Origin of the sequence: Curtobacterium sp. 458 (assembly GCF_030406605.1) — a bacterium.
Classification (GTDB): domain Bacteria; phylum Actinomycetota; class Actinomycetes; order Actinomycetales; family Microbacteriaceae; genus Curtobacterium.
On the sequence record NZ_CP129104.1, the window covers coordinates 861,530 to 879,659 of the forward strand.

The 18,130-nt window shown below is 71.1% G+C and carries 19 protein-coding genes and 3 tRNA genes; 9 read left to right on the top strand and 13 right to left on the bottom strand.

What is annotated here, in order from left to right; genetic code table 11:
• From QPJ90_RS04225 to tilS, 7 genes are all read right to left on the bottom strand, one after another.
• Entirely contained in the window at positions 1-489 is a 489-nt protein-coding gene (locus QPJ90_RS04225; protein ID WP_290133226.1) for a DUF3180 domain-containing protein, read from the bottom strand.
• Positions 486-1,082 (bottom strand): 2-amino-4-hydroxy-6-hydroxymethyldihydropteridine diphosphokinase, encoded by a 597-nt coding sequence (folK, locus tag QPJ90_RS04230; RefSeq protein ID WP_290133227.1) that lies wholly within the window; start codon positions 1,080-1,082, stop codon positions 486-488. Before folK ends, QPJ90_RS04225 begins: the two co-directional genes overlap by 4 nt.
• Positions 1,079-1,486 (bottom strand): dihydroneopterin aldolase, encoded by a 408-nt coding sequence (folB, locus tag QPJ90_RS04235; RefSeq protein WP_290133228.1) that lies wholly within the window; start codon positions 1,484-1,486, stop codon positions 1,079-1,081. The genes folK and folB overlap by 4 nt, the downstream gene beginning before the upstream one ends.
• Positions 1,483-2,478 (bottom strand): dihydropteroate synthase, encoded by a 996-nt coding sequence (gene folP, locus QPJ90_RS04240; protein WP_290133229.1) that lies wholly within the window; start codon positions 2,476-2,478, stop codon positions 1,483-1,485. Before folP ends, folB begins: the two co-directional genes overlap by 4 nt.
• Positions 2,479-2,484: 6 nt before the next feature.
• The gene (gene ftsH, locus QPJ90_RS04245; protein WP_290133230.1) at positions 2,485-4,470 is read right to left on the bottom strand and encodes an ATP-dependent zinc metalloprotease FtsH; all 1,986 of its coding nucleotides are present in this window, start codon (positions 4,468-4,470) and stop codon (positions 2,485-2,487) included.
• Between the two features lie 135 nt (positions 4,471-4,605).
• The gene (hpt, locus tag QPJ90_RS04250) at positions 4,606-5,157 is read right to left on the bottom strand and encodes a hypoxanthine phosphoribosyltransferase (protein WP_031272831.1); all 552 of its coding nucleotides are present in this window, start codon (positions 5,155-5,157) and stop codon (positions 4,606-4,608) included.
• A 16-nt stretch (positions 5,158-5,173) separates the two neighbouring features.
• A complete protein-coding gene (gene tilS / locus QPJ90_RS04255; protein ID WP_290133231.1) occupies positions 5,174-6,196 on the bottom strand; it encodes a tRNA lysidine(34) synthetase TilS in 1,023 nt (340 codons plus the stop codon).
• 52 nt (positions 6,197-6,248) lie between these two features.
• Here tilS and QPJ90_RS04260 point away from each other — a divergent pair, with 52 nt between their 5' ends.
• Positions 6,249-6,740 (top strand): inorganic diphosphatase, encoded by a 492-nt coding sequence (locus QPJ90_RS04260; protein ID WP_290133232.1) that lies wholly within the window; start codon positions 6,249-6,251, stop codon positions 6,738-6,740.
• An 80-nt stretch (positions 6,741-6,820) separates the two neighbouring features.
• Here the strand turns inward: QPJ90_RS04260 and QPJ90_RS04265 are convergent, their stop codons facing one another.
• Both QPJ90_RS04265 and QPJ90_RS04270 read right to left on the bottom strand, forming a co-directional pair.
• Positions 6,821-8,287 (bottom strand): NlpC/P60 family protein, encoded by a 1,467-nt coding sequence (locus QPJ90_RS04265; protein WP_290133233.1) that lies wholly within the window; start codon positions 8,285-8,287, stop codon positions 6,821-6,823.
• Between the two features lie 34 nt (positions 8,288-8,321).
• A complete protein-coding gene (locus tag QPJ90_RS04270; RefSeq protein ID WP_290133234.1) occupies positions 8,322-9,596 on the bottom strand; it encodes a M23 family metallopeptidase in 1,275 nt (424 codons plus the stop codon).
• Between the two features lie 302 nt (positions 9,597-9,898).
• Here QPJ90_RS04270 and QPJ90_RS04275 point away from each other — a divergent pair.
• The 3 genes from QPJ90_RS04275 (at position 9,899) to QPJ90_RS04285 (ending at position 10,196) form a co-directional block, all read left to right on the top strand.
• Positions 9,899-9,971: transfer RNA gene (locus QPJ90_RS04275), tRNA-Glu, on the top strand.
• A gap of 74 nt (positions 9,972-10,045) precedes the next feature.
• Positions 10,046-10,122, top strand: a tRNA-Asp gene (locus QPJ90_RS04280).
• A gap of 1 nt (position 10,123) precedes the next feature.
• Positions 10,124-10,196 (top strand) — tRNA-Phe (locus QPJ90_RS04285).
• A gap of 77 nt (positions 10,197-10,273) precedes the next feature.
• Here the strand turns inward: QPJ90_RS04285 and QPJ90_RS04290 are convergent.
• Positions 10,274-11,284 carry an aldo/keto reductase family protein gene (locus tag QPJ90_RS04290; RefSeq protein ID WP_290133235.1) on the bottom strand — a complete coding sequence of 337 codons (1,011 nt, stop codon included), beginning with the start codon at positions 11,282-11,284 and terminating at the stop codon, positions 10,274-10,276.
• 308 nt (positions 11,285-11,592) lie between these two features.
• On the opposite strand from QPJ90_RS04290, the gene QPJ90_RS04295 reads away from it, so the two are divergent.
• Complete coding sequence (locus QPJ90_RS04295; protein ID WP_290133236.1) at positions 11,593-12,585, top strand: NAD-dependent epimerase/dehydratase family protein; 993 nt, start codon at positions 11,593-11,595, stop codon at positions 12,583-12,585.
• A 144-nt stretch (positions 12,586-12,729) separates the two neighbouring features.
• On the opposite strand, the gene rocD is transcribed toward QPJ90_RS04295, so the two are convergent.
• Complete coding sequence (rocD, locus tag QPJ90_RS04300; RefSeq protein ID WP_290133237.1) at positions 12,730-13,953, bottom strand: ornithine--oxo-acid transaminase; 1,224 nt, start codon at positions 13,951-13,953, stop codon at positions 12,730-12,732.
• A complete protein-coding gene (gene ddaH / locus QPJ90_RS04305) occupies positions 13,953-14,843 on the bottom strand; it encodes a dimethylargininase (protein ID WP_290133238.1) in 891 nt (296 codons plus the stop codon). The genes rocD and ddaH overlap by 1 nt, the downstream gene beginning before the upstream one ends.
• A 244-nt stretch (positions 14,844-15,087) precedes the next feature.
• Between ddaH and QPJ90_RS04310 the strand changes: the two genes are divergently transcribed.
• The 4 genes from QPJ90_RS04310 to QPJ90_RS04325 all read left to right on the top strand — a co-directional run bounded on the left by QPJ90_RS04310 (position 15,088) and on the right by QPJ90_RS04325 (position 17,501).
• Positions 15,088-15,525 (top strand): Lrp/AsnC family transcriptional regulator, encoded by a 438-nt coding sequence (locus QPJ90_RS04310; RefSeq protein WP_290133239.1) that lies wholly within the window; start codon positions 15,088-15,090, stop codon positions 15,523-15,525.
• Between the two features lie 85 nt (positions 15,526-15,610).
• A complete protein-coding gene (locus QPJ90_RS04315; protein WP_290133240.1) occupies positions 15,611-15,943 on the top strand; it encodes a hypothetical protein in 333 nt (110 codons plus the stop codon).
• Between the two features lie 2 nt (positions 15,944-15,945).
• The gene (locus tag QPJ90_RS04320; RefSeq protein WP_290133241.1) at positions 15,946-16,767 is read left to right on the top strand and encodes a nitroreductase family protein; all 822 of its coding nucleotides are present in this window, start codon (positions 15,946-15,948) and stop codon (positions 16,765-16,767) included.
• Positions 16,764-17,501, top strand: a complete 738-nt coding sequence (locus QPJ90_RS04325) for a DUF2071 domain-containing protein (protein WP_290133242.1) — start codon at positions 16,764-16,766, stop codon at positions 17,499-17,501. The genes QPJ90_RS04320 and QPJ90_RS04325 overlap by 4 nt, the downstream gene beginning before the upstream one ends.
• Here the strand turns inward: QPJ90_RS04325 and QPJ90_RS04330 are convergent.
• On the bottom strand, positions 17,473-18,123 hold the full coding sequence (locus QPJ90_RS04330; RefSeq protein ID WP_290133243.1) for a hypothetical protein: 651 nt from the start codon (positions 18,121-18,123) through the stop codon (positions 17,473-17,475). The two genes, QPJ90_RS04325 and QPJ90_RS04330, sit on opposite strands and share 29 nt — an antisense overlap.
• Positions 18,124-18,130: the final 7 nt, after the last annotated feature.

The following is an 18,130-nucleotide window of genomic DNA, read 5'->3' on the forward strand; positions in this document are numbered from 1 at the left end:
TCAGTTGGTGGCCGCCGAGCCGCCGCGGTGGTCGTCCTGGTCGTCGTCGCCGGGCGGTGCGATGCACATCCGTTCGGCGACCAGGGCACACACCGTCAGGACGACGGCTCCGCCGAGCGCCACGGCGTTCGGCAGGGTCGAGCCTAGCGAAGGGGTGACGTTGCGGGTCAGGAGGTACAGCAACAGCCCGATGCCGAACCCGCCGAAGAGCGCGCCGCCGATGCTGGACGCCTTCGCGAGGACCACGACCCGCGTCGCGTACAGCGGGTCGACCGGGCGCTGCCGGAGGACGCCCTCCTTGGCGTGACGTCGGACGGGGCGGGCCATCAGGACGACCGCGACGCCGATGAACGCGAGGGTCAGGCCGAGCGGGACGGAGAGCAGGAGCGTCGGGGCGCCACGGGAGGCGAGGACGGCGTCGACGGCGAAGCCCGCGACGGCGGCGACGACCGCGACGCTGACGAGGACGGAGGCGCGGGTCGGTTTCATGCGTGCTCCCCCGGCCTGGAGGCGCGGGTCGGGTCGACCCCGCGGGTCGTGGTGGCCGGGCCGGTCGCGGCGCCCGGCGCGGTCGCGTCGTCGAACAGGCGTGGCTCGTCGACGCGCTCGGTGTCGTCGCCGATGGTGTCGAGCAGCTCGGCCACCGACCCGGCGCCCGGCAGCACCGCCGCCGGGTCCGCGTCGACCCACGGCGCGAGCACGAACGCCCGCTCGGCCGCGCGCGGGTGCGGCACCGTGAGCGTGGCCGTGTCGATCACCAGGTCGTCGATCGCCACGACGTCGAGGTCGAGCGTGCGGTCGCCCCACCGGACCTCGCGCGTGCGGCCGTGCTCGTCCTCGATGCCGTGCAGCGCGTCGAGGAGCGCCTGCGGCTCGAGGTCGGTGTCCACGACGACGACGGCGTTCCGGTAGCGCGGCTTCGTCTCGTCGCGACCGTCGAGCGTCACGGCCACGGACTCGACCTCACGGCTGGAAGCCACCGGGGTCACGCCGGGGAGCGCCGCGATGGCCGAGGCCGCGGCGCGCAGGGTGCTGCCCCGGTCACCGAGGTTGGCGCCGAGCGCGATGACCGCGCGGCTCACTCTTCTTCCTCGGCGCGGGCGTCGTCGCCCTCGGGCAGGGCGCCACCGCGGGCCCGCCGGATCGTGATCGAGACGTCGGTGAACGGCACCGTGATGGGCGCCTGCGGCTTGTGGACCGTGACCTCGACCGCGAGCGCGGCCCGGTGGCTCAGGACGGCGGCGGCGATGCGCTCGGCGAGCGTCTCGATGAGGTCGACCGGACCGCCCTCGATCTCCGCGACGACCTGCTCGGCGACGACACCGTAGTGGACCGTGTCGGCGAGGTCGTCGGAGCCGGACGACACACGGGCGTCGACCTCGACCGCGACGTCGACGACGAAGTCCTGTCCGTCGGCCCGCTCGTGGTCGAAGACGCCGTGGTTCCCCCGGGCACGGACCCCGGTCAGTCGGATGGTGTCCCTCACGATCGTGCTGCCCTCCAGGCGTCCCAGACGTCGAGTACCGCACGGGTCGGTGCGGGGTCGTGCACGCGCACCCCCCACGCGCCGCGTTCGGCGGCGAGCAGGCTGATGGCGGCGGTGGCGAGGTCGCGGTCCCTCGGCGGAGCGCCGGCAGCGCTGCCGACCCCGTCGAGGAACCGCTTGCGGGAGGCGGCGACGAGGACCGGCAGCCCGATCGAGGCGAAGCGTTCGTAGCCGGCCAGGATCTCCCAGTTCTGGACACCCTGCTTGGCGAACCCGAGGCCCGGATCGATGACCACCTGCTCCTCGCGCACGCCGAGGATGATGAGCTCGGCGACGCGGTGCTCGACCTCGCGACGGACCTCCTCGACGGCGTGCGCGTACTCGGCGTTCCGGTACATCCGATCGCTGTGCCCACGCCAGTGCATCACGACGAAGCCGGCACCGGTGTCGCGGACCACCCGGGCCATGTCGTCGTCGGCGAGCCCGCCGGACACGTCGTTCACGATCGCCGCGCCGGCCTCGACGGCGCGTTCGGCCGTCGACGCGTTCATCGTGTCCACGCTGACCGCGATGCCCTCGGCCACCAGCTCGCGGACGACCGGGACGACGCGGTCCTGCTCGACGTCGACCGGGACGCGCTCGGCGCCGGGCCGGGTGGACTCCCCACCGACGTCGACGAGGTCGGCCCCGGCTGCGACGAGGTCACGGGCGTGCTGCACGGCGTCGTCGTACGCCTGGTGCAGTCCGCCGTCGCTGAACGAGTCCGGCGTGACGTTGAGGATCCCCATGACGCGCGTGCGGTCCTCGGCGGGCTGCTCCGGCGCGCGGTCACGCCGACGGCCGGTCACGATCTCCGGCACCGGCGCGGGTGCACGGAGGTCGATCGCGACCGTCGGCGGCTCCGCCGCGGCGGCGCGCGCCTCGTGCTCTGCGGCGCGCGCACGGTCCGCCTCGGCGAGGCGACGCGAGCGTCTCGTCGGCAGGTCGGTCATACCGGCCTACGCGGGGGCGATACCGGGGTTGCCGAACGGGCGACGACGGGGCTTCGACGACGACTCGGTGTCGCTCGGCTCGGCAGCGGTCGAGGCGGCCTTCCCCGGGAACTCGATCGCCGGGAGGTTCGAGACCGGCCGCTTGTCGCTCGACAGCCACTGCGGGCGCTCGGGCAGCTTGCGGACGTCCTTGAAGATCTCCACGAGCTCCGGCGCGTCGAGCGTCTCCTTCTCGAGGAGCTCGCCGGCCAGGCGGTCGAGGATGTCGCGGTTGGCGTTGAGGACCTCGTAGGCCTCGTCGTGCGCGGCCTCGAGCAGCGCACGGGTCTCGGCGTCGACCGTCTCGGCGATGTTCTCCGAGTAGTCGCGACCACCGCTGCCACCCATGTCGCGTCCGACGAACGGCTCGCTCGAACCCGACCCGAGCTTGACGGACCCGACCGCACGGCTCATGCCGTACTCGGTGACCATCTTGCGGGCCGTGGAGGTGGCCTTCTCGATGTCGTTCGACGCACCCGTGGTGGGGTCGTGGAAGACGATCTCCTCGGCCACGCGACCACCCATGGCGTACGTGAGCTGGTCGAGCAGCTCGTTGCGGGTGACGGAGTACTTGTCCTCGAGCGGGAGCACCATCGTGTAGCCGAGGGCACGGCCGCGCGGCAGGATCGTGATCTTCGTGACGGGGTCGGTGTGCCGCATCGCCGCGGCCGCGAGAGCGTGTCCACCCTCGTGGTACGCCGTGATGAGCTTCTCCTGGTCGGACATGATGCGCGTCCGACGCTGCGGGCCGGCCATCACGCGGTCGACGGCCTCGTCCAGGGCCCGGTTGTCGATGAGCTGCGCGTTCGAGCGGGCGGTCAGCAGCGCGGCCTCGTTGAGGACGTTCGCGAGGTCCGCACCGGTGAAGCCCGGCGTCTTGCGGGCGAGGAGCTCGAGGTCGACGCTCGCGGCGAGCGGCTTGCCCTTCGCGTGCACCTCGAGGATCTGCTTGCGGCCGCCGAGCGACGGGGCGTCCACGCCGATCTGCCGGTCGAAGCGGCCGGGGCGCAGGAGCGCGGGGTCGAGCACGTCGGGACGGTTGGTCGCGGCGATCAGGATGACGTTGGTCTTGCCGTCGAAGCCGTCCATCTCGACGAGGAGCTGGTTCAGCGTCTGCTCGCGCTCGTCGTTGCCACCGCCGATGCCGGCGCCGCGGTGACGACCGACGGCGTCGATCTCGTCGATGAAGACGATCGCCGGGGCGTTCTGCTTGGCCTGGTCGAAGAGGTCACGGACGCGGCTCGCACCGACACCGACGAACATCTCGACGAAGTCCGAACCGGAGATCGAGTAGAACGGCACGCCGGCCTCGCCCGCCACGGCCCGCGCGAGCAGGGTCTTGCCGGTTCCGGGAGGGCCGTACAGCAGCACGCCCTTGGGGATCTTCGCGCCGACCGCCTGGAACTTCGCGGGCTCCTGCAGGAACTCCTTGATCTCGTGGAGCTCCTCGATCGCCTCGTCCGAGCCGGCGACGTCCGCGAAGGAGACCTGCGGGTTCTCCTTGTTGTTCATCTTCGCGCGGGATTTGCCGAACTGCATGACCTTCGAGCCGCCGCCCTGGGCGCTCGAGAGCAGGAACCAGAAGAGCGCGCCGATGATCAGGAACGGCAGGACGATGCCGAGGAGCGAGAGGAACCAGTTCCCCTGCTGCACGCGGTCGGTGTAGCCGTCCGGCAGGTTGGCGTCATCGACGGCCTTGATGACGTCAGCACCACGCGGCGTCGCGTAGTAGAACTGCTCGGTCGCGCCGTCCTTGAGCTTGAGGTCGACACGCTGCTCGGTGGAGTTCACGACGACGGACGAGACCTTGTCGTCGGCGAGCTGCTGCAGGCCCTTCTGGGTGTCGATCTGCTGGGTGCCGGCCTGACTGATGACCGCCCACCCGATCCAGATCCCCACGAGCGCGATCAGGATGTAGATGTACGGCCCGCGGAGGATTCGCTTGAAGTCCATGTGATCCGGGCAGGTCGCCCGACACCTTTCTCTGCCGAAGTTGCGTGCAGGTCAGCATACGGCCGCGATTCTGTGGCGAGAATGGGTGTCCTCTGCGGGCGAACTCCACGCCCCGCCCGGGTCAGTCGGACGCGCTCAGGAGTAGACGTGCGGCGCCAGGACGCCGATGCCGCGCAGGTTGCGGTAGCGCTCGTCGAAGTCGAGGCCGTACCCGACCACGAACGCGTCCGGGATCTCGAAGCCGGCGTACTTCACGTCGACCTCGACCTTGGCGGCCTCGGGCTTGCGGAGCAGCGCGACGATCTCGACGCTCGCGGCCCCACGGGACTCGAGGTTCTGCTTGAGCCAGGACAGCGTCAGGCCGGAGTCGATGATGTCCTCGACGATGATGACGTCGCGGCCGTGCAGGTCGGTGTCGAGGTCCTTGAGGATCCGCACCACGCCGGACGACTTCGTGCCGGAGCCGTACGACGACACCGCCATCCAGTCCATGCGTGCCTGCATCTTGAGGTGGCGGGAGAAGTCGGCCATCACCATGACGGCACCCTTCAGCACGCCGACGAGCAGGGGGTCCTTCCCCGCGTAGTCACGGTCGACCACCGCGGCGAGTTCGGCGAGCTTCTCGTCGATCTGCTCGGGGGTGAAGAGCACTTCGGACAGGTCTGCCTGGACGTCGGAGAGTTCCACCGGTCCAGGGTAACCGTCAGGACGAGGCGCTGAACGCCAGACGGTCGCCGTCCCGCGACGCCCGGACGCCCGGGAGGTCGATCGGGCCCTGTCCGTGCCAGTCGGTGACGAGTCGGCAGACCTCGAGCGTCTGCACCCGCGAGAGCGTCACACCGAACTCGCCCTCGACGGCGAGCCGCACGAGGCGCTGCCGCAGCGCGGGCGGGTTCGCGGCGAGCCCGCGCACCGACAGGGAGATCCCCGCCTCCGAGTGCTCCGCGAGGTCCTCCGCCATCTCCTCGGCGAAGTGGTCGAGCGCGGCGGAGTCCTCCCGCAGCTGGTCGGCGGTGCGGGCGAGTGCCTCCGGGACGCCGGCCCCGAGCTCGCGTTCGAGCGCCGGCATGAGCGCGTTCCGCACCCGGACGCGCCCGTACGCCGGGTCGTCGTTCTGCGGGTCGTCCCACGGCGCGAGCCCGGCGGCCACGCACGCGGCCCGCGTCGTGTGCCGGCGGACGCCGAGGAGTGGACGGCCGTAGGCCGGTCCCGACGTGCGGACGGCGAGCGGCGGCATGCCGGAGAGCGCGTCCGGTCCGCTCCCGCGGAGCAGACCGAGCAGCACGGTCTCGGCCTGGTCGTCGAGCGTGTGGCCGAACAGCACCAGTGGTGACCCGCGGTCGGCGGCGACCTCCGCGATCGAGGCGTGCCGTGCCTCCCGGGCGGCCCCTTCGGGCCCACCTGCGGAACCGACGGCCACCTGACGGACCGACACCGGGTCGAGACCCAGCTCCGCACCCTGCCTGGAGGCACGGCTCGCCACGTCCGCGGAGCCCGCCTGGAGCGCGTGGTCGACGATGACCGCGCCGGCGCGGAGCGCCTGCCTCGGCGCCTCGAACGCGGTCGCGGCGGCGAGCGCGAGCGAGTCCGCTCCCCCGCTCAGCGCGACGAGGACGAGGTCGCCGTCCGCGACGATGCCCTCCGCGCGGGCCGTCTCGAGCAGGGTGCGCACCGCACGCCGGGTCTCGGCGACGGCGGGGTCCAACCGGGGACGCGGAGTGTTCACCCGGTAACGTTAGCCGCGCTTTCCCCCCGCACATCAGACTCAGGAGCGCAACATGGCCGCGTACGACGTCGTCGTCGAGATCCCCAAGGGCAGCCGCAACAAGTACGAGGTCGACCACGAGACCGGTCGCGTGTACCTCGACCGCGTGCTGTTCACCTCGTTCGTGTACCCGACCGACTACGGGTTCTTCGAGAACACGCTCGCGGACGACGGCGACCCCGTCGACGCGCTCCTCCTGCTCGAGTACCCGGTCTTCCCGGGCGTCGGGGTCAAGGTCCGCCCGGTCGGCGTCTTCAAGATGAGCGACGAGGCCGGCAACGACGCGAAGGTCCTCGTGGTCCCCGCGAAGGACCCGCGCTGGCAGCACATCCAGGACATCTCGGACGTCGACGAGCAGACGAAGGCCGAGATCGCGCACTTCTTCGAGCGCTACAAGGACCTCGAGCCGAACAAGTGGGTCAAGGCCGAGGGCTGGGGCGACGCCGCCGAGGCCGAGGCGATCGTGCAGGCCGGCCAGGAGGCCTACGTGCCCGCCGGTCACTGACCGTCCTCCACACGAAGGGCCCCGCACTCCTGGCGAGAGCGGGGCCCTTCGTCCGTCCGTCTGTCGGTCTGTCTGTCCGTCTAGAGCGAGCCGGTGGGGCGGGCGACGTACGGCAGGAGCTGGTTCGGGAGCCACACGGCGCGCTCGACCACGCCGACGCCGGGCTTGGCAGCCTCGATCATCTGGCCGTTGCCGGTGTAGATCGAGTCGTGGTAACCCCCGCTGGCGGTTCCGTTGTTCGAGTAGAAGAGGATGTCGCCCGGCTGCCGCTGCGAGAGCGGGACGAGCCGACCGATCGACGCGAAGTAGTTGTACTGCCAGACGACGTTGTGGCCACCGGTCGCGACGCCCTGGGATCCGTACGCCCCCATCACGAGACCGGAGCAGTCCCAGGAGTTCGGGCCGGCGTCGCCCCAGCCGTACGGGTCGCCGAGCTGCGCGCGAGCGAACGCGATCGCGCCGGCTGCCTTCGAGGGGCTGCTGGGCGGCGGTGTCGGGGTCGGCTTCGCCGGGGTGGGCTTGCTCGGCTGCGGCTTGGACGGAGCGGGCTGCGCCGGACTCGGGTTGCTCGGGGCGGGGTTCGCCGGGGACGGGTTGCTCGGGGACGGGTTGGTCGAGGAGCCGCCGCCGCTGGGCTTCGTCGACGTGGAACCGCCGCCGGAGCCGGGGTTCGTCGTCGTCGAGCCGCCACCGGTGCCCGGGTTCGTCGGGGTCGATCCCCCGGTCGCCGGGCTCGTCGTCGATGCACCGGTGTCGCCCGCGGTCGGCCCTGCTTGCGCGGCGAGTTCGACCTCGGCCCGCTTCGCCTGCTGCGTGTTCCAGTAGGCGGTCTCCGTGGCGACGCTCGTGCCCTTGAGGTAGGCGAGCTGCTTCAGGACGACCTCCTGCTGGTCCTGCTCGCGCTGGAGGCGTCCCTGCGCGTCCGACGAAGCGTCCTTCGCCTCGGCGAGCGCGGACTTCGTCGCGTCGGTCGCCTGCGCGAGCGCCGTCGTCGCCTGCCGCTGCTGGGCGGCGAGGGAGTCGACGGTGTTCTGGTCGGCCTGCGCCCGCGCCAGCACGGTCGCCGAGCGCTCGGACAGGTGCGACATCGTGCCGACGCGGTAGAGCAGGTCCTTCGCGTCCCGCGTGTCGACGAGCATCGAGGTCGACAGGTCCCCGCCACCGGTCCGGGCGAGCTCGACGACGAGCCCGGCCACCTGCGCCGCCGAGTCACGGGCCGTGGCCTTCGCGCGCTTCGCCTGGTCGGCCAGGTCGTCGAGGTCCGACTGGGCCTCCTGCTGCTCCGACGCCGCGAGCGAGAAGGTCTGCGCAGCCTGCTGCTCGGCGATCGACGCACGGTCGGACTCGTCCTGCAGGTCCTCGAGGCGCGAGCCCAGCTCGTCGACGGTCTGCTGCGCCGCCGCCGCGTCGGACTTCGCAGCCCGCACGTCGTCCCAGCTCGGGGCCGACGGGGTCGCCTGCGCCGGGGCGGCGAGGGCGACCGACAGGCCGATGCCGAGGACGGCGACGACCGCGGTGCAGGTCAGGGACCGGGCGGGCTGCTTCATGGGTCGGGTCAACGCCTCCTGGCGACGCTCGTGGTCATACCGAGATCCCCCGCGCTGCCATGAAGGGGACCGGGTCGGTGGCGGCACCGTTGACCCGGGTCTCGAAGTGGAGGTGGCACCCGGTCGACCAGCCGGTCGAGCCGATCTTCGCGATCTGCTGTCCGGCACTGACGTGCTGGCCGTAGGCGACCAGGATCCCGCCGTCGACGATGTGGCCGTACGCCGTGGAGATGCCGCCGCCGTTGTCCAGGACGACCTCGTTGCCGTACCCGCCGCCGTTGCCCGCGAAGGTCACGGTGCCGTCGTGCGCGGCGTAGATCGGGGAGTAGCAGGCGGGCGCGAGGTCGACGCCGGCGTGGAGTGCCGTGGCGTGCGTGTACGGGTCGACGCGCATGCCGAACCCGCTGGTCTGGTAGCCGCCGGCGGGGCGGACCCAGCCGGACGAGTTCGGCGCCCCACCGCCCGAGCCGCCCTGGCTCGTCGCGGCCGCGCGGGCGGCGGCACGGGCGGCCGCGGCGGCGATGCGCGCCTGCCGCTTCTTCTCCTCCTCGACCCCCTTGCGGTACTTCGCCTCGACGCCGTGCTGCTTGGTGGTGAGGAGGGTGAGCTGCGCCTCCAGGCGGTCCTGGTTGTCGTTCTGCGCGTCGACGGCGGTCTGGGCGGCGTCCGCAGCGCCCTGTGCCTGCTGCATCTTCGCCTCGGCAGCGTCCGCGAGGGAGCCGAGGGCACGCTGCGCGACGTCCGCCTTGTCGGCGAGGCCCTGTGCCGTGCCGCGGTCCTGCGAGGCCTGCGCGTAGATGCCGTCCGCCTGCTCGCTGAGCTTCGACATCGCCCCGAGTTCGTAGAGCAGGTCGCCGGACTTGCCCGGGTGCGTCAGGAGGTCGGTCGAGACGTCGCTCGAGCTCGCACGGCCGAGCTGTGCCGCGAGCTGGCCGGCCTGGGCCTCCGACGCGGCGGCGGTCTTCTTCGCCTCGTCCGCCTGCCCCTGGAGCTTCTGCTGCTTGAGCGTCGCCTGGTCGTACTCCGTCTGCGCCGTCTGGTAGGCCGTGCCTGCTGCCTCCGCGGCCTTCTGCTTCGCGGCGGCCTCGTCCTTCAGGGTCTCGATCAACGACTTGATCTCGGAGACCTTGTCCTGCTGGGCCTGCGTGGAGGCCTTGGCCTTCTCCACGTCGTCCCAGCTCGGGTAGCTCGCGGCACTGGCCGGCCCGCTCGGCGTGAGCGCGGCGAGGGTCCCCGCGGTGAGCGCGACGGCGACCGCTGCGGCGACGAGGCGGCTGCGGGAGCGGAGGGAGAACGGTGAGGTCGACATGTGTCTCGATTTCGTAACAGCGCGGCAAGGCTCACGCACGTAACACTGTTAACAGACGCAACAGTAACAACAGGTGTCGCAGCCGGTCACCCCTCGTGCGAGGGGCAGCACGGTGCGACGACGATGCTCGCACGCGGGCACCGACGGCACGGATCGGAGCCTGGTGCTCCACGGTGAGTGAATGCCCGCGGACCGGTCGGGCCCACGCGACACGCCGGGGATGCCACGCCGAGGCCGCTCGATTTGTGAAACGCGGGGGGCATCCGTATGCTTGTCCATCGGTAGCGCACTGCACCGCTTGCGGCCCTATCGTTTAGTGGCCTAGGACACCGCCCTTTCACGGCGGCAGCACGGGTTCGAATCCCGTTGGGGTCACTCTTCGTGAGTGAGCAGGCAGGCAGAGCAACACCGAGCAAGACAGCAGTTCAAGCAAGACAGTAATTCAACATGGCCCTGTAGCGCAGTTGGTTAGCGTGCCGCCCTGTCACGGCGGAGGTCGCGGGTTCAAGTCCCGTCAGGGTCGCCACGGCTGGATAGCTCAGTTGGTAGAGCGTTCGACTGAAAATCGAAAGGTCCACGGATCGATGCCGTGTCCAGCCACGGTGAAAGGCCCCCTACTCCGGTAGGGGGCCTTTTCGCGTTCCGTGGTGTCCCGCAGTGGTTGCGCGGGGCTTCCGCTACGCCTCGCGGGTCTTCGGGCTGCTGTCGTTCGTCTTCGCCGGGTCCCGCTCGACCACACCGCCGAGGGCGTCGTCGATCCGTGACATCAGCTCCGCGGGGATCGTGACCCCGGCAGCGCCGGCGTTGTCGTGCACCTGCTCCGGCCGCGACGCCCCGATGATCGCCGACGCCACGTTCTCGTTCTGCAGCACCCACGCGACCGCGAGCTGGGCCATCGACAGGTCCAGTTCGTCGGCGATCGGCTTGAGCTCCTGCACGGCCGTGAGCACCTCGTCGTTCATGAAGCGCTGGATCATCTTCGCGCCGCCCTTGTCGTCGGTCGCGCGCGAGCCCTCCGGCAGCGGCTGACCCGGCTGGTACTTCCCGGTCAGGACGCCCTGGGCGATCGGCGACCAGACGATCTGCGAGATGCCCAGTTCCTTCGACGTCGGCACGACCTCGCCTTCGATGACCCGCCAGAGCGCGGAGTACTGCGGCTGGTTCGAGATGAGCTGCACGCCGAGGTCGTCGGCGAGCTCGTGCCCGGCCCGGAGCTGCTCGGCCGTCCACTCGCTCACGCCGATGTACAGCGCCTTGCCCTGACGCACGACGTCCGCGAAGGCGAGCATGGTCTCCTCGAGCGGGGTCTCGTGGTCGAACCGGTGCGCCTGGTAGAGGTCGACGTAGTCCGTCTGCAGGCGCTCGAGCGACCCGTCGATCGACTCGAGGATGTGCTTCCGGCTCAGACCGGTGTCGTTGTGACCCTTCGGTCCGGTGGGTCCGAACACCTTCGTGGCGATCTCGAGCGACTGCCGCCGCTCCCCCTTGAGCGCTTCGCCGAGGACGGTCTCGGCGCCGGTGTTCGCGTAGACGTCGGCGGTGTCGAACGTCGAGATGCCGACGTCGAGCGCTGCCCGGACGCAGGCGATGGCCGCGTCGTTCTCGACCTGGGAGGCGTGGGTCAGCCAGTTGCCGTAGGTGATCTCGGAGACCTTGAGGCCCGAGTTGCCGAGGTAGCGGTACTCCATGTGCGTGTCACTCCTGTCGTGGACCGCATCGGTGCGGTCCGAACCGTGACGGTAGTCCGCCAGCCCCGCACGGCGACCAGCAACTGTAGGGTGATGTATCAGCGTGACGCGCCGGGGCAAGACGAAACCCCGGCGATGTGGCCGGGGCCAGTGATCGTTCCGGGGTCTTCGGGCTCATCATGGCAGCCACCGCAGTGACGGGACAAGTCCGACCGCAAGTGCGGTCCTCGCCACCCGACCCAGCCCCTGAGGTGCAGGATCGCAGGGGTGCGGCGCAACGCGGTGCCGCGGGGAGCGAGGGAGCATCCATGACCGGAGCGAGTGTCCTGTTCATCGGCGGGAGCGGCGTGATCAGCGCCGCGTGCGTCCGCGAAGCCGTCGAGCAGGGGTTCGACGTGACGGTGCTCAACCGGGGGACCACCGGGGGCAGGCCGATCCCAGAGGGTGTGACGCGCCTCCAGGCCGACGTCTCGGACCGCGCCGCCCTGGCGGAAGCGCTGGGCGACCGTCGGTGGGACGTCGTCATCAACTGGATCGCGTTCACCCCCGACCAGGTGCAGGCCGACGTGGAGACCTTCGCCGGGAGGACGCGGCAGTACGTGTTCATCAGCTCGGCGTCGGCGTACCAGACCCCGGCGACCCACCTGCCGATCACGGAGTCGACGCCGTTGAAGAACCCCTACTGGCAGTACTCGCGCGACAAGATCGCGTGCGAGGAACTGCTCGTGCAGGCGTACCGCGAGCAGGACTTCCCGGTCACGATCATCCGGCCGTCGCACACGTACGACGAGACGAAGCTCCCGCTGACCGGCGGCTGGACCGCGGTCGCCCGCATGCGCGCGGGCAAGCCCATCATCATCACGGGTGATGGCTCGTCGCTCTGGACGCTGACGAACAGCCGGGACTTCGCGGTCGGCTTCACGGGGCTGCTCGACAACGCCTCGGCGATCGGCGAGGCCTTCACGATCACGAGCGACGAGGCGCCGACCTGGAACCAGATCGCGCAGGAGATCGCTGCGGCGGCGGGCGTCGACGACCTGCGGATCCTGCACGTGCCCGCGGACGCGATCAACGCGGTGGACCCGGAGTGGGGTGCGGCGCTGCTCGGCGACAAGGCGAACAGCTCGGTGTTCGACAACAGCAAGGTGCGCTCGCTCGTGCCGTGGTACCGGCCGCGGATCCCCTACCGTCAGGGCGTGCGCGAGGTGATCGCCTGGTACGAGGCGCACCCGGAGGAGCAGGTCGTCGACGAACGGCTCGACGGGCTGATGGACGAGCTCGCGGAGCGCTGGGCGGTCTGACGCGGGCGCGGTCGCGGTCGCGTCCGATGAACCACGAAAGCGACATCGAACCGGGCCGCGGACCTGGTTCGATGTCGCTTTCGTGGTGCGACTCGCGGGGCGCGCGCACCCACCGGCCGGGAGGCACGGCGCGCGCCCGCCCCGTCAGCTGCGGGCGCGCAGGACCTCGCCGAGCACGTCGATGGCGTGGCGCACCTCGTCGTCGGTGACGACGAGCGGCGGCGCGAAGCGGATCGTCGAGCCGTGGGTGTCCTTCACGAGGACGCCGCGGTCGGCCATGTCGTGCGCGATCTCCTTGCCGGTCCCGAGCGCCGGGTCGATGTCGATCCCGGCCCAGAGCCCGGCCACGCGGTGCGTCACGACGCCCTGGCCGACGAGGTCCTCGAGCAGCCCGCGGAGCAGCGGCTCGCCGTCGAGGGCCCGCTGCTGGAACGTGCCCTCGCCGAGCATGACCACGACCTCGGAGCCGACGGCGGCCGCGAGCGGGTTCCCGCCGAACGTCGAGCCGTGCTCGCCCGGGCGCAGGACGCCCAGGACGTCGCGGCGACCGACCACGGCGGACACCGGGACGATCCCGCCGCCGAGCGCCTTGCCGAGCGTGATGAGGTCCGGCGTGACGCCGACGCGCTGCACCGCGAGGGTGTGCCCGGTGCGGCCGAGGCCGGACTGGATCTCGTCGGCGACGAGCAGGGCGCCGAACTCGTCGCAGACCTCGCGGACGGCGGGGAGGTACGACGCCGGCGGTATGACCACGCCGCCCTCGCCCTGGATCGGCTCGAGCAGCACGGCGACGACGGTCTCGTCCATCGCTGCTCGCAACGCCGCGGCATCGCCGTACGGCACCGTGCGGAACCCGGGCGTGAACGGCCCGAAGTCGTCACGGGCCGACGGGTCGTCCGAGAAGGAGACGATCGTGGTCGTGCGGCCGTGGAAGTTCCCGGACGCGACGATGATCGTGGCACGGTCGGCCGGGACGCCCTTCACGCGGTAGCCCCAGGCGCGGGAGACCTTGATCGCGGACTCGACGGCCTCGGCTCCGGTGTTCATCGGGAGCACCATGTCGGTGCCCGTCAGGTCGGCGAGGGCCGCGGCGAACGGCCCGAGGCGGTCGTTCACGAACGCGCGGCTCGTCAGCGTGACCCGGTCGAGCTGGGCCCGGGCGGCGTCGAGGAGGCGGGCGTTGCCGTGGCCGAAGTTCACCGCGGAGTACGCGGCGAGCCCGTCGAGGTAGCGCTTCCCGTCGACGTCCGTAACCCACGCCCCGTCACCCGACGCGATGACGACGGGCAGCGGGCTGTAGTTGTGGGCGAGGGAGCGGTCCTCGACGGCGAGCGCAGCAGCGGTGGCGGTGCCGGTCGCGGTGCTCATCAGGACCGCGCGACCGAGTTGCCGGTGCCGACCGGGTGCAGGTCGAGCGTGCAGCACTTCACACCGCCGCCGCCGAGCAGCAGCTCGGACAGGTCGACGCCGATCGGGTTGTAGCCCTTCTCCCGCAGCTGCTCCGCGAACGTCGTGGCGCGCGACGCGATCACGACGTTGTACCCGTCGGAGTACGAGTTCAGCCCGAGGATCGCGGCGTCCTCCTCGGTCGCGATGATCGCGTCCGGGAAGCGCTCGCGCAGGATCGCGAGCGAGGCGTCGTCGAAGGCGCTCTCGAGGTAGGCGATGTTCGAGGTGCCGTCGGCCGCGGGTTCCGGGTCGAGCACCGCGATGGCCGTGTCGAGGTGGTAGAAGTTCGGGTTGATCAGCTTGAGCGTGACGACCTCGCGGCCGTAGATCGTCGCGAGCTCCTCGTGCGAGGTGCTGTCGGAGCGGAACCCGGTCCCGGCGAAGATGGTGTCCCCGATGAGCAGGAAGTCGCCCTCACCCTCGTTCGTCTCCTCGGGCTCGGCCACGGTCAGGCCCGCGCTGCGGAACCAGTCCATGTACGCGGGGCCCTCGGGCTGGCGCTCGGGGTACTGGAACTTCGCGCCGTACGCGACGCCGTCGAGCACGAACCCGCCGTTGGCCGCGTAGACCATGTCCGGCAGGCCCTCGATCGGCTCGATGTACGAGATGTCGAAGCCGAGCTGCTCGTAGACGTCGACGAGCGACTGCCACTGCTCGACGGCCTTCGACGTGTCGGTCGGCTCCTCGGGGTGCATCCACGGGTTGATCCGGTAGCTGACCGTGTAGTGGGTCGGCTTGCACATGAGGATCGTGCGCTTGGTGGCGACACGGGCCGGAGCGGCGAGGGATTCGGGAGCGGTGTTCGACATCAGTCCTCCTGGGGGACCGGGGCCCGAGCCTGCCAGGAACCACCACTGGACGAGTTGCAGAGCTCCGGCGAGATGCAGGCTCACTCGCCGTAGCGGACCAGGTCGACGCCGGTCCCGAGTCTTGCACACACCGTCCAGCGGGTGCAGTCCCCCACACTGCGGGGCAGTGGCACCCGTTCGGGTGACGCACGTTTCCTGCGCGGGACCCACCTGGCGTGCAAGAAGTCCGCGTAGCATTGGTGCAATGGATTCGCTCGACCACCGCATCCTGGATCAACTCCGGGAGAACGCCCGCGCCGGCTACGGCGACATCGGGTCGGTGGTCGGACTCTCGGCCTCCGCGGTGAAGCGTCGCGTCGACCGACTCGTCGCCGACGGTGTCATCCAGGGCTTCACGATCAAGGTCGACCCCGCCGTCGAGGACCGCGGCACCGAGGCCTGGGTCGAGCTCTACTGCCGCGGCACCGTCTCGCCCGACGAACTGCGGTCGCTGCTCGACAGCGTCCCCGAGGTCATCGACGCCGGCACCGTCACGGGCAGCGCCGACGCCGTCGTGCACATGCGCTCGCGTGACCTGCCCGCCCTCGAGGAGGCGCTCGACAAGGTGCGGCTCGCACCGCAGGTCGACCACACCCGGAGCGCCATCGTGCTGTCCAAGCTGGTCACCCGCGAATCCGCCTGACGACGGGGCGCCTCCGGCGCGTAGGTTCGCCCCTGTGGGACGGAAGACGACAGCCGGGAGGCGCGGCGTGCCTCCCGGACGGTCCGTGACGGCCCGTCGGATGGTCACCGCCGCGACCGCCGCGTACGTGGCCAACTGCCTCTGGGGCACGGCCGTGGCCCTGCGCCTCATCCGGACGAGGAAGCTCCGGGTCGTGCACCACGGACTGTTCGTCGTCACCGCGACCCTGACCGGAGCGGCCGCGACGACACCCGTCTGGACCCGCGACCGCAGCGCACTGTTCCTGCTCCCCGCGCTCGTCCCGCTCGCCGTCGCTCCACGCACGAACCCCCGCGCCGGAGCACACTGGAGAGTCGCGGTCGCCGCCGCACCGTCCTACCTGGGGGCGATGCTCGCGCGCCGACGACCAGAGAGGTAGCAGTGGAGCTCTTCGAAGCCATCCGACGCCGACGCACGACCAACGGGGCGTTCCTGCCCGACCCCGTGTCCGAGGAGCACCAGCGGCTGCTGATGGAGCTCGCGGGGCGGGCGCCGTCGCAGCTGAACAGCCAACCGTGGCGGTTCGTGCTCGTCGAGGAGCGGGCGACGATCGAACGGGTTGCGCAGATCAGCGGGTCGTCGATGACGCGGACGATGGCCGAGGGCACGTTCTTCGAGCGGTACAAGCCCTACTTCCGGTTCTCGCAGGCCGAGATGGACGAGCGGCGCGACGGGATGCTGTTCGACAAGCTCCCCGGGCCGCTCAAGCCGTTCACGAAGCAGGTGTTCACGAAGCGCGGGCAGCTGCTCATGAACACCCTCCGCGTGCCGCAGACCCTCGGCGAGGAGAACCGGAAGCTCGTGGCCGGGTCGCCGCTGCTGCTCGGCGTGATGCTCGACCGGCACGAGTACCGGAAGGAGGAGCTGTCCGGCTTCTACTCGGTGTTCAGCATGGGCGCGGCGATGGAGAACATCTGGCTCGCCACCACCGAGCTCGGCCTCGGCATCCAGTTCGTGTCCTTCCCGATGGAGACACCGGGAGCGTGGGAGGAGATCGAGGGGCTGCTGCGGGTCCCCCCGTCCCTGGAGCTCATGGCCGTGTACCGGATCGGGTACCTGCCACCCGAGCGTCGACGTCCGGCGATCGACTGGACGTCGAGCGAACGGAAGCGGCCGTCGCAGTACGTCTTCCGGGGCACGTGCGACACCCCGCAGCAGGGGTGGGACGACGCCGCGCCCGCGGGCGGAGCGGACACCCGGTGACGGCGATCTCGGCGGTGGCCCCGCGGCTGCCGGGTCGCCCGTGGATCCAACAGGACTGGCTCGACGTCGTCTTCGTGCACTGGCGGGTGGACATCTCGGCCGTCGCCCAGCACCTCCCGGCCGGGGTCCGGCCCGACACGCTCGGTGCGGACGGTGTCGACGACGGCACGACCACGTGGGTGGGCCTCATCGCGTTCCAGTTCACCGACACCGCGTTCCCGCCCGTCCGGGTCGGTCGCGTCGGGGACTTCGTCGAGGTGAACGTCCGCGTCTACACGGTCGACGACCAGGGCCGGCACGGCGTCGTGTTCCTCTCGCTCGACGCCGGGAAGCTCCTGCCGACCCTCGGTGCCCGGGCCGCGACGGCGCTGCCGTACTGGTGGGCGCACGCCGAGTTCCGCCGACCGGAGCCGGACCGGGCCGCGTACGCGATGCGCCGGCACGGCACGCACACGAGGTCGGTGGTGGACGTGCGGATCGGCTCGCGGATCGAGGAGCCGACAGCGCTCGAGACCTTCCTCACCGCACGCTGGGGCATGCACGTGCACCGGGCAGGCCGGACGCGCTTCTGGCCGAACGAGCACGAGACGTGGCCGCTGCACCGGGCGTCGGTCGTGCACCTGCGGGACGACCTCGTCGCGGCGGCCGGGCTGCCGTTCGCGTTGACGGAGCTCGAGCCGGACTCGGTGCTCTACGCGCCGGGGGTCACGACGCGGTTCGGTCTGGGGCGCTGAGGGGGCGGTCCGGAGGCGTGCGCTCGGCGACGGCGAACTGCACGACCGCCATCACGAGGGCGAGCGCTGCGAGGATCGCACCGGGACCGATCCACACCGCGGAGAGACGCTCCGGCAAGCCATGGACAGTGAGTCCGGCGACGGACAGGACCGCGCACGAAACAGCGATGAAGACCGATGCCCCGGCCACGAGCAACCGGTCGATCCGGGGCACCGAGCGTGCGAAGCGGAACATCGTCGGGACCCAGCCGACGGCGCCGAAGAGCCAGCCGAACGGGAGGCCGATCACCAACGTCCCGATCGCGACGATCGAGGCCGTGGTCACGCCGACGGCCACCCGGACGACGTGCAGCCGCCACGAAGCCCGGAGGTTCTGGCCGTGGTACGCCGTCCGTCCGGCCACGGCCAGGGCGACCGCACCGGCTGCGACGACGACGGCACACGTCACGCACACGACCGCGCCGAGCACCTCGCCGAACCGCGTCCCGAGCAGCGCGATGAGAACGGCGAGCGCCACTAGGCAGACCGGGAGCGTCCAGACCTCGTGGATCCGCGTCGGGGTGTTCAGCACCCAGCCGGGCGGCGGCGCCTCCTCGACGGTGTCCTCTGCTCGGGTGTCCACCGGCCCA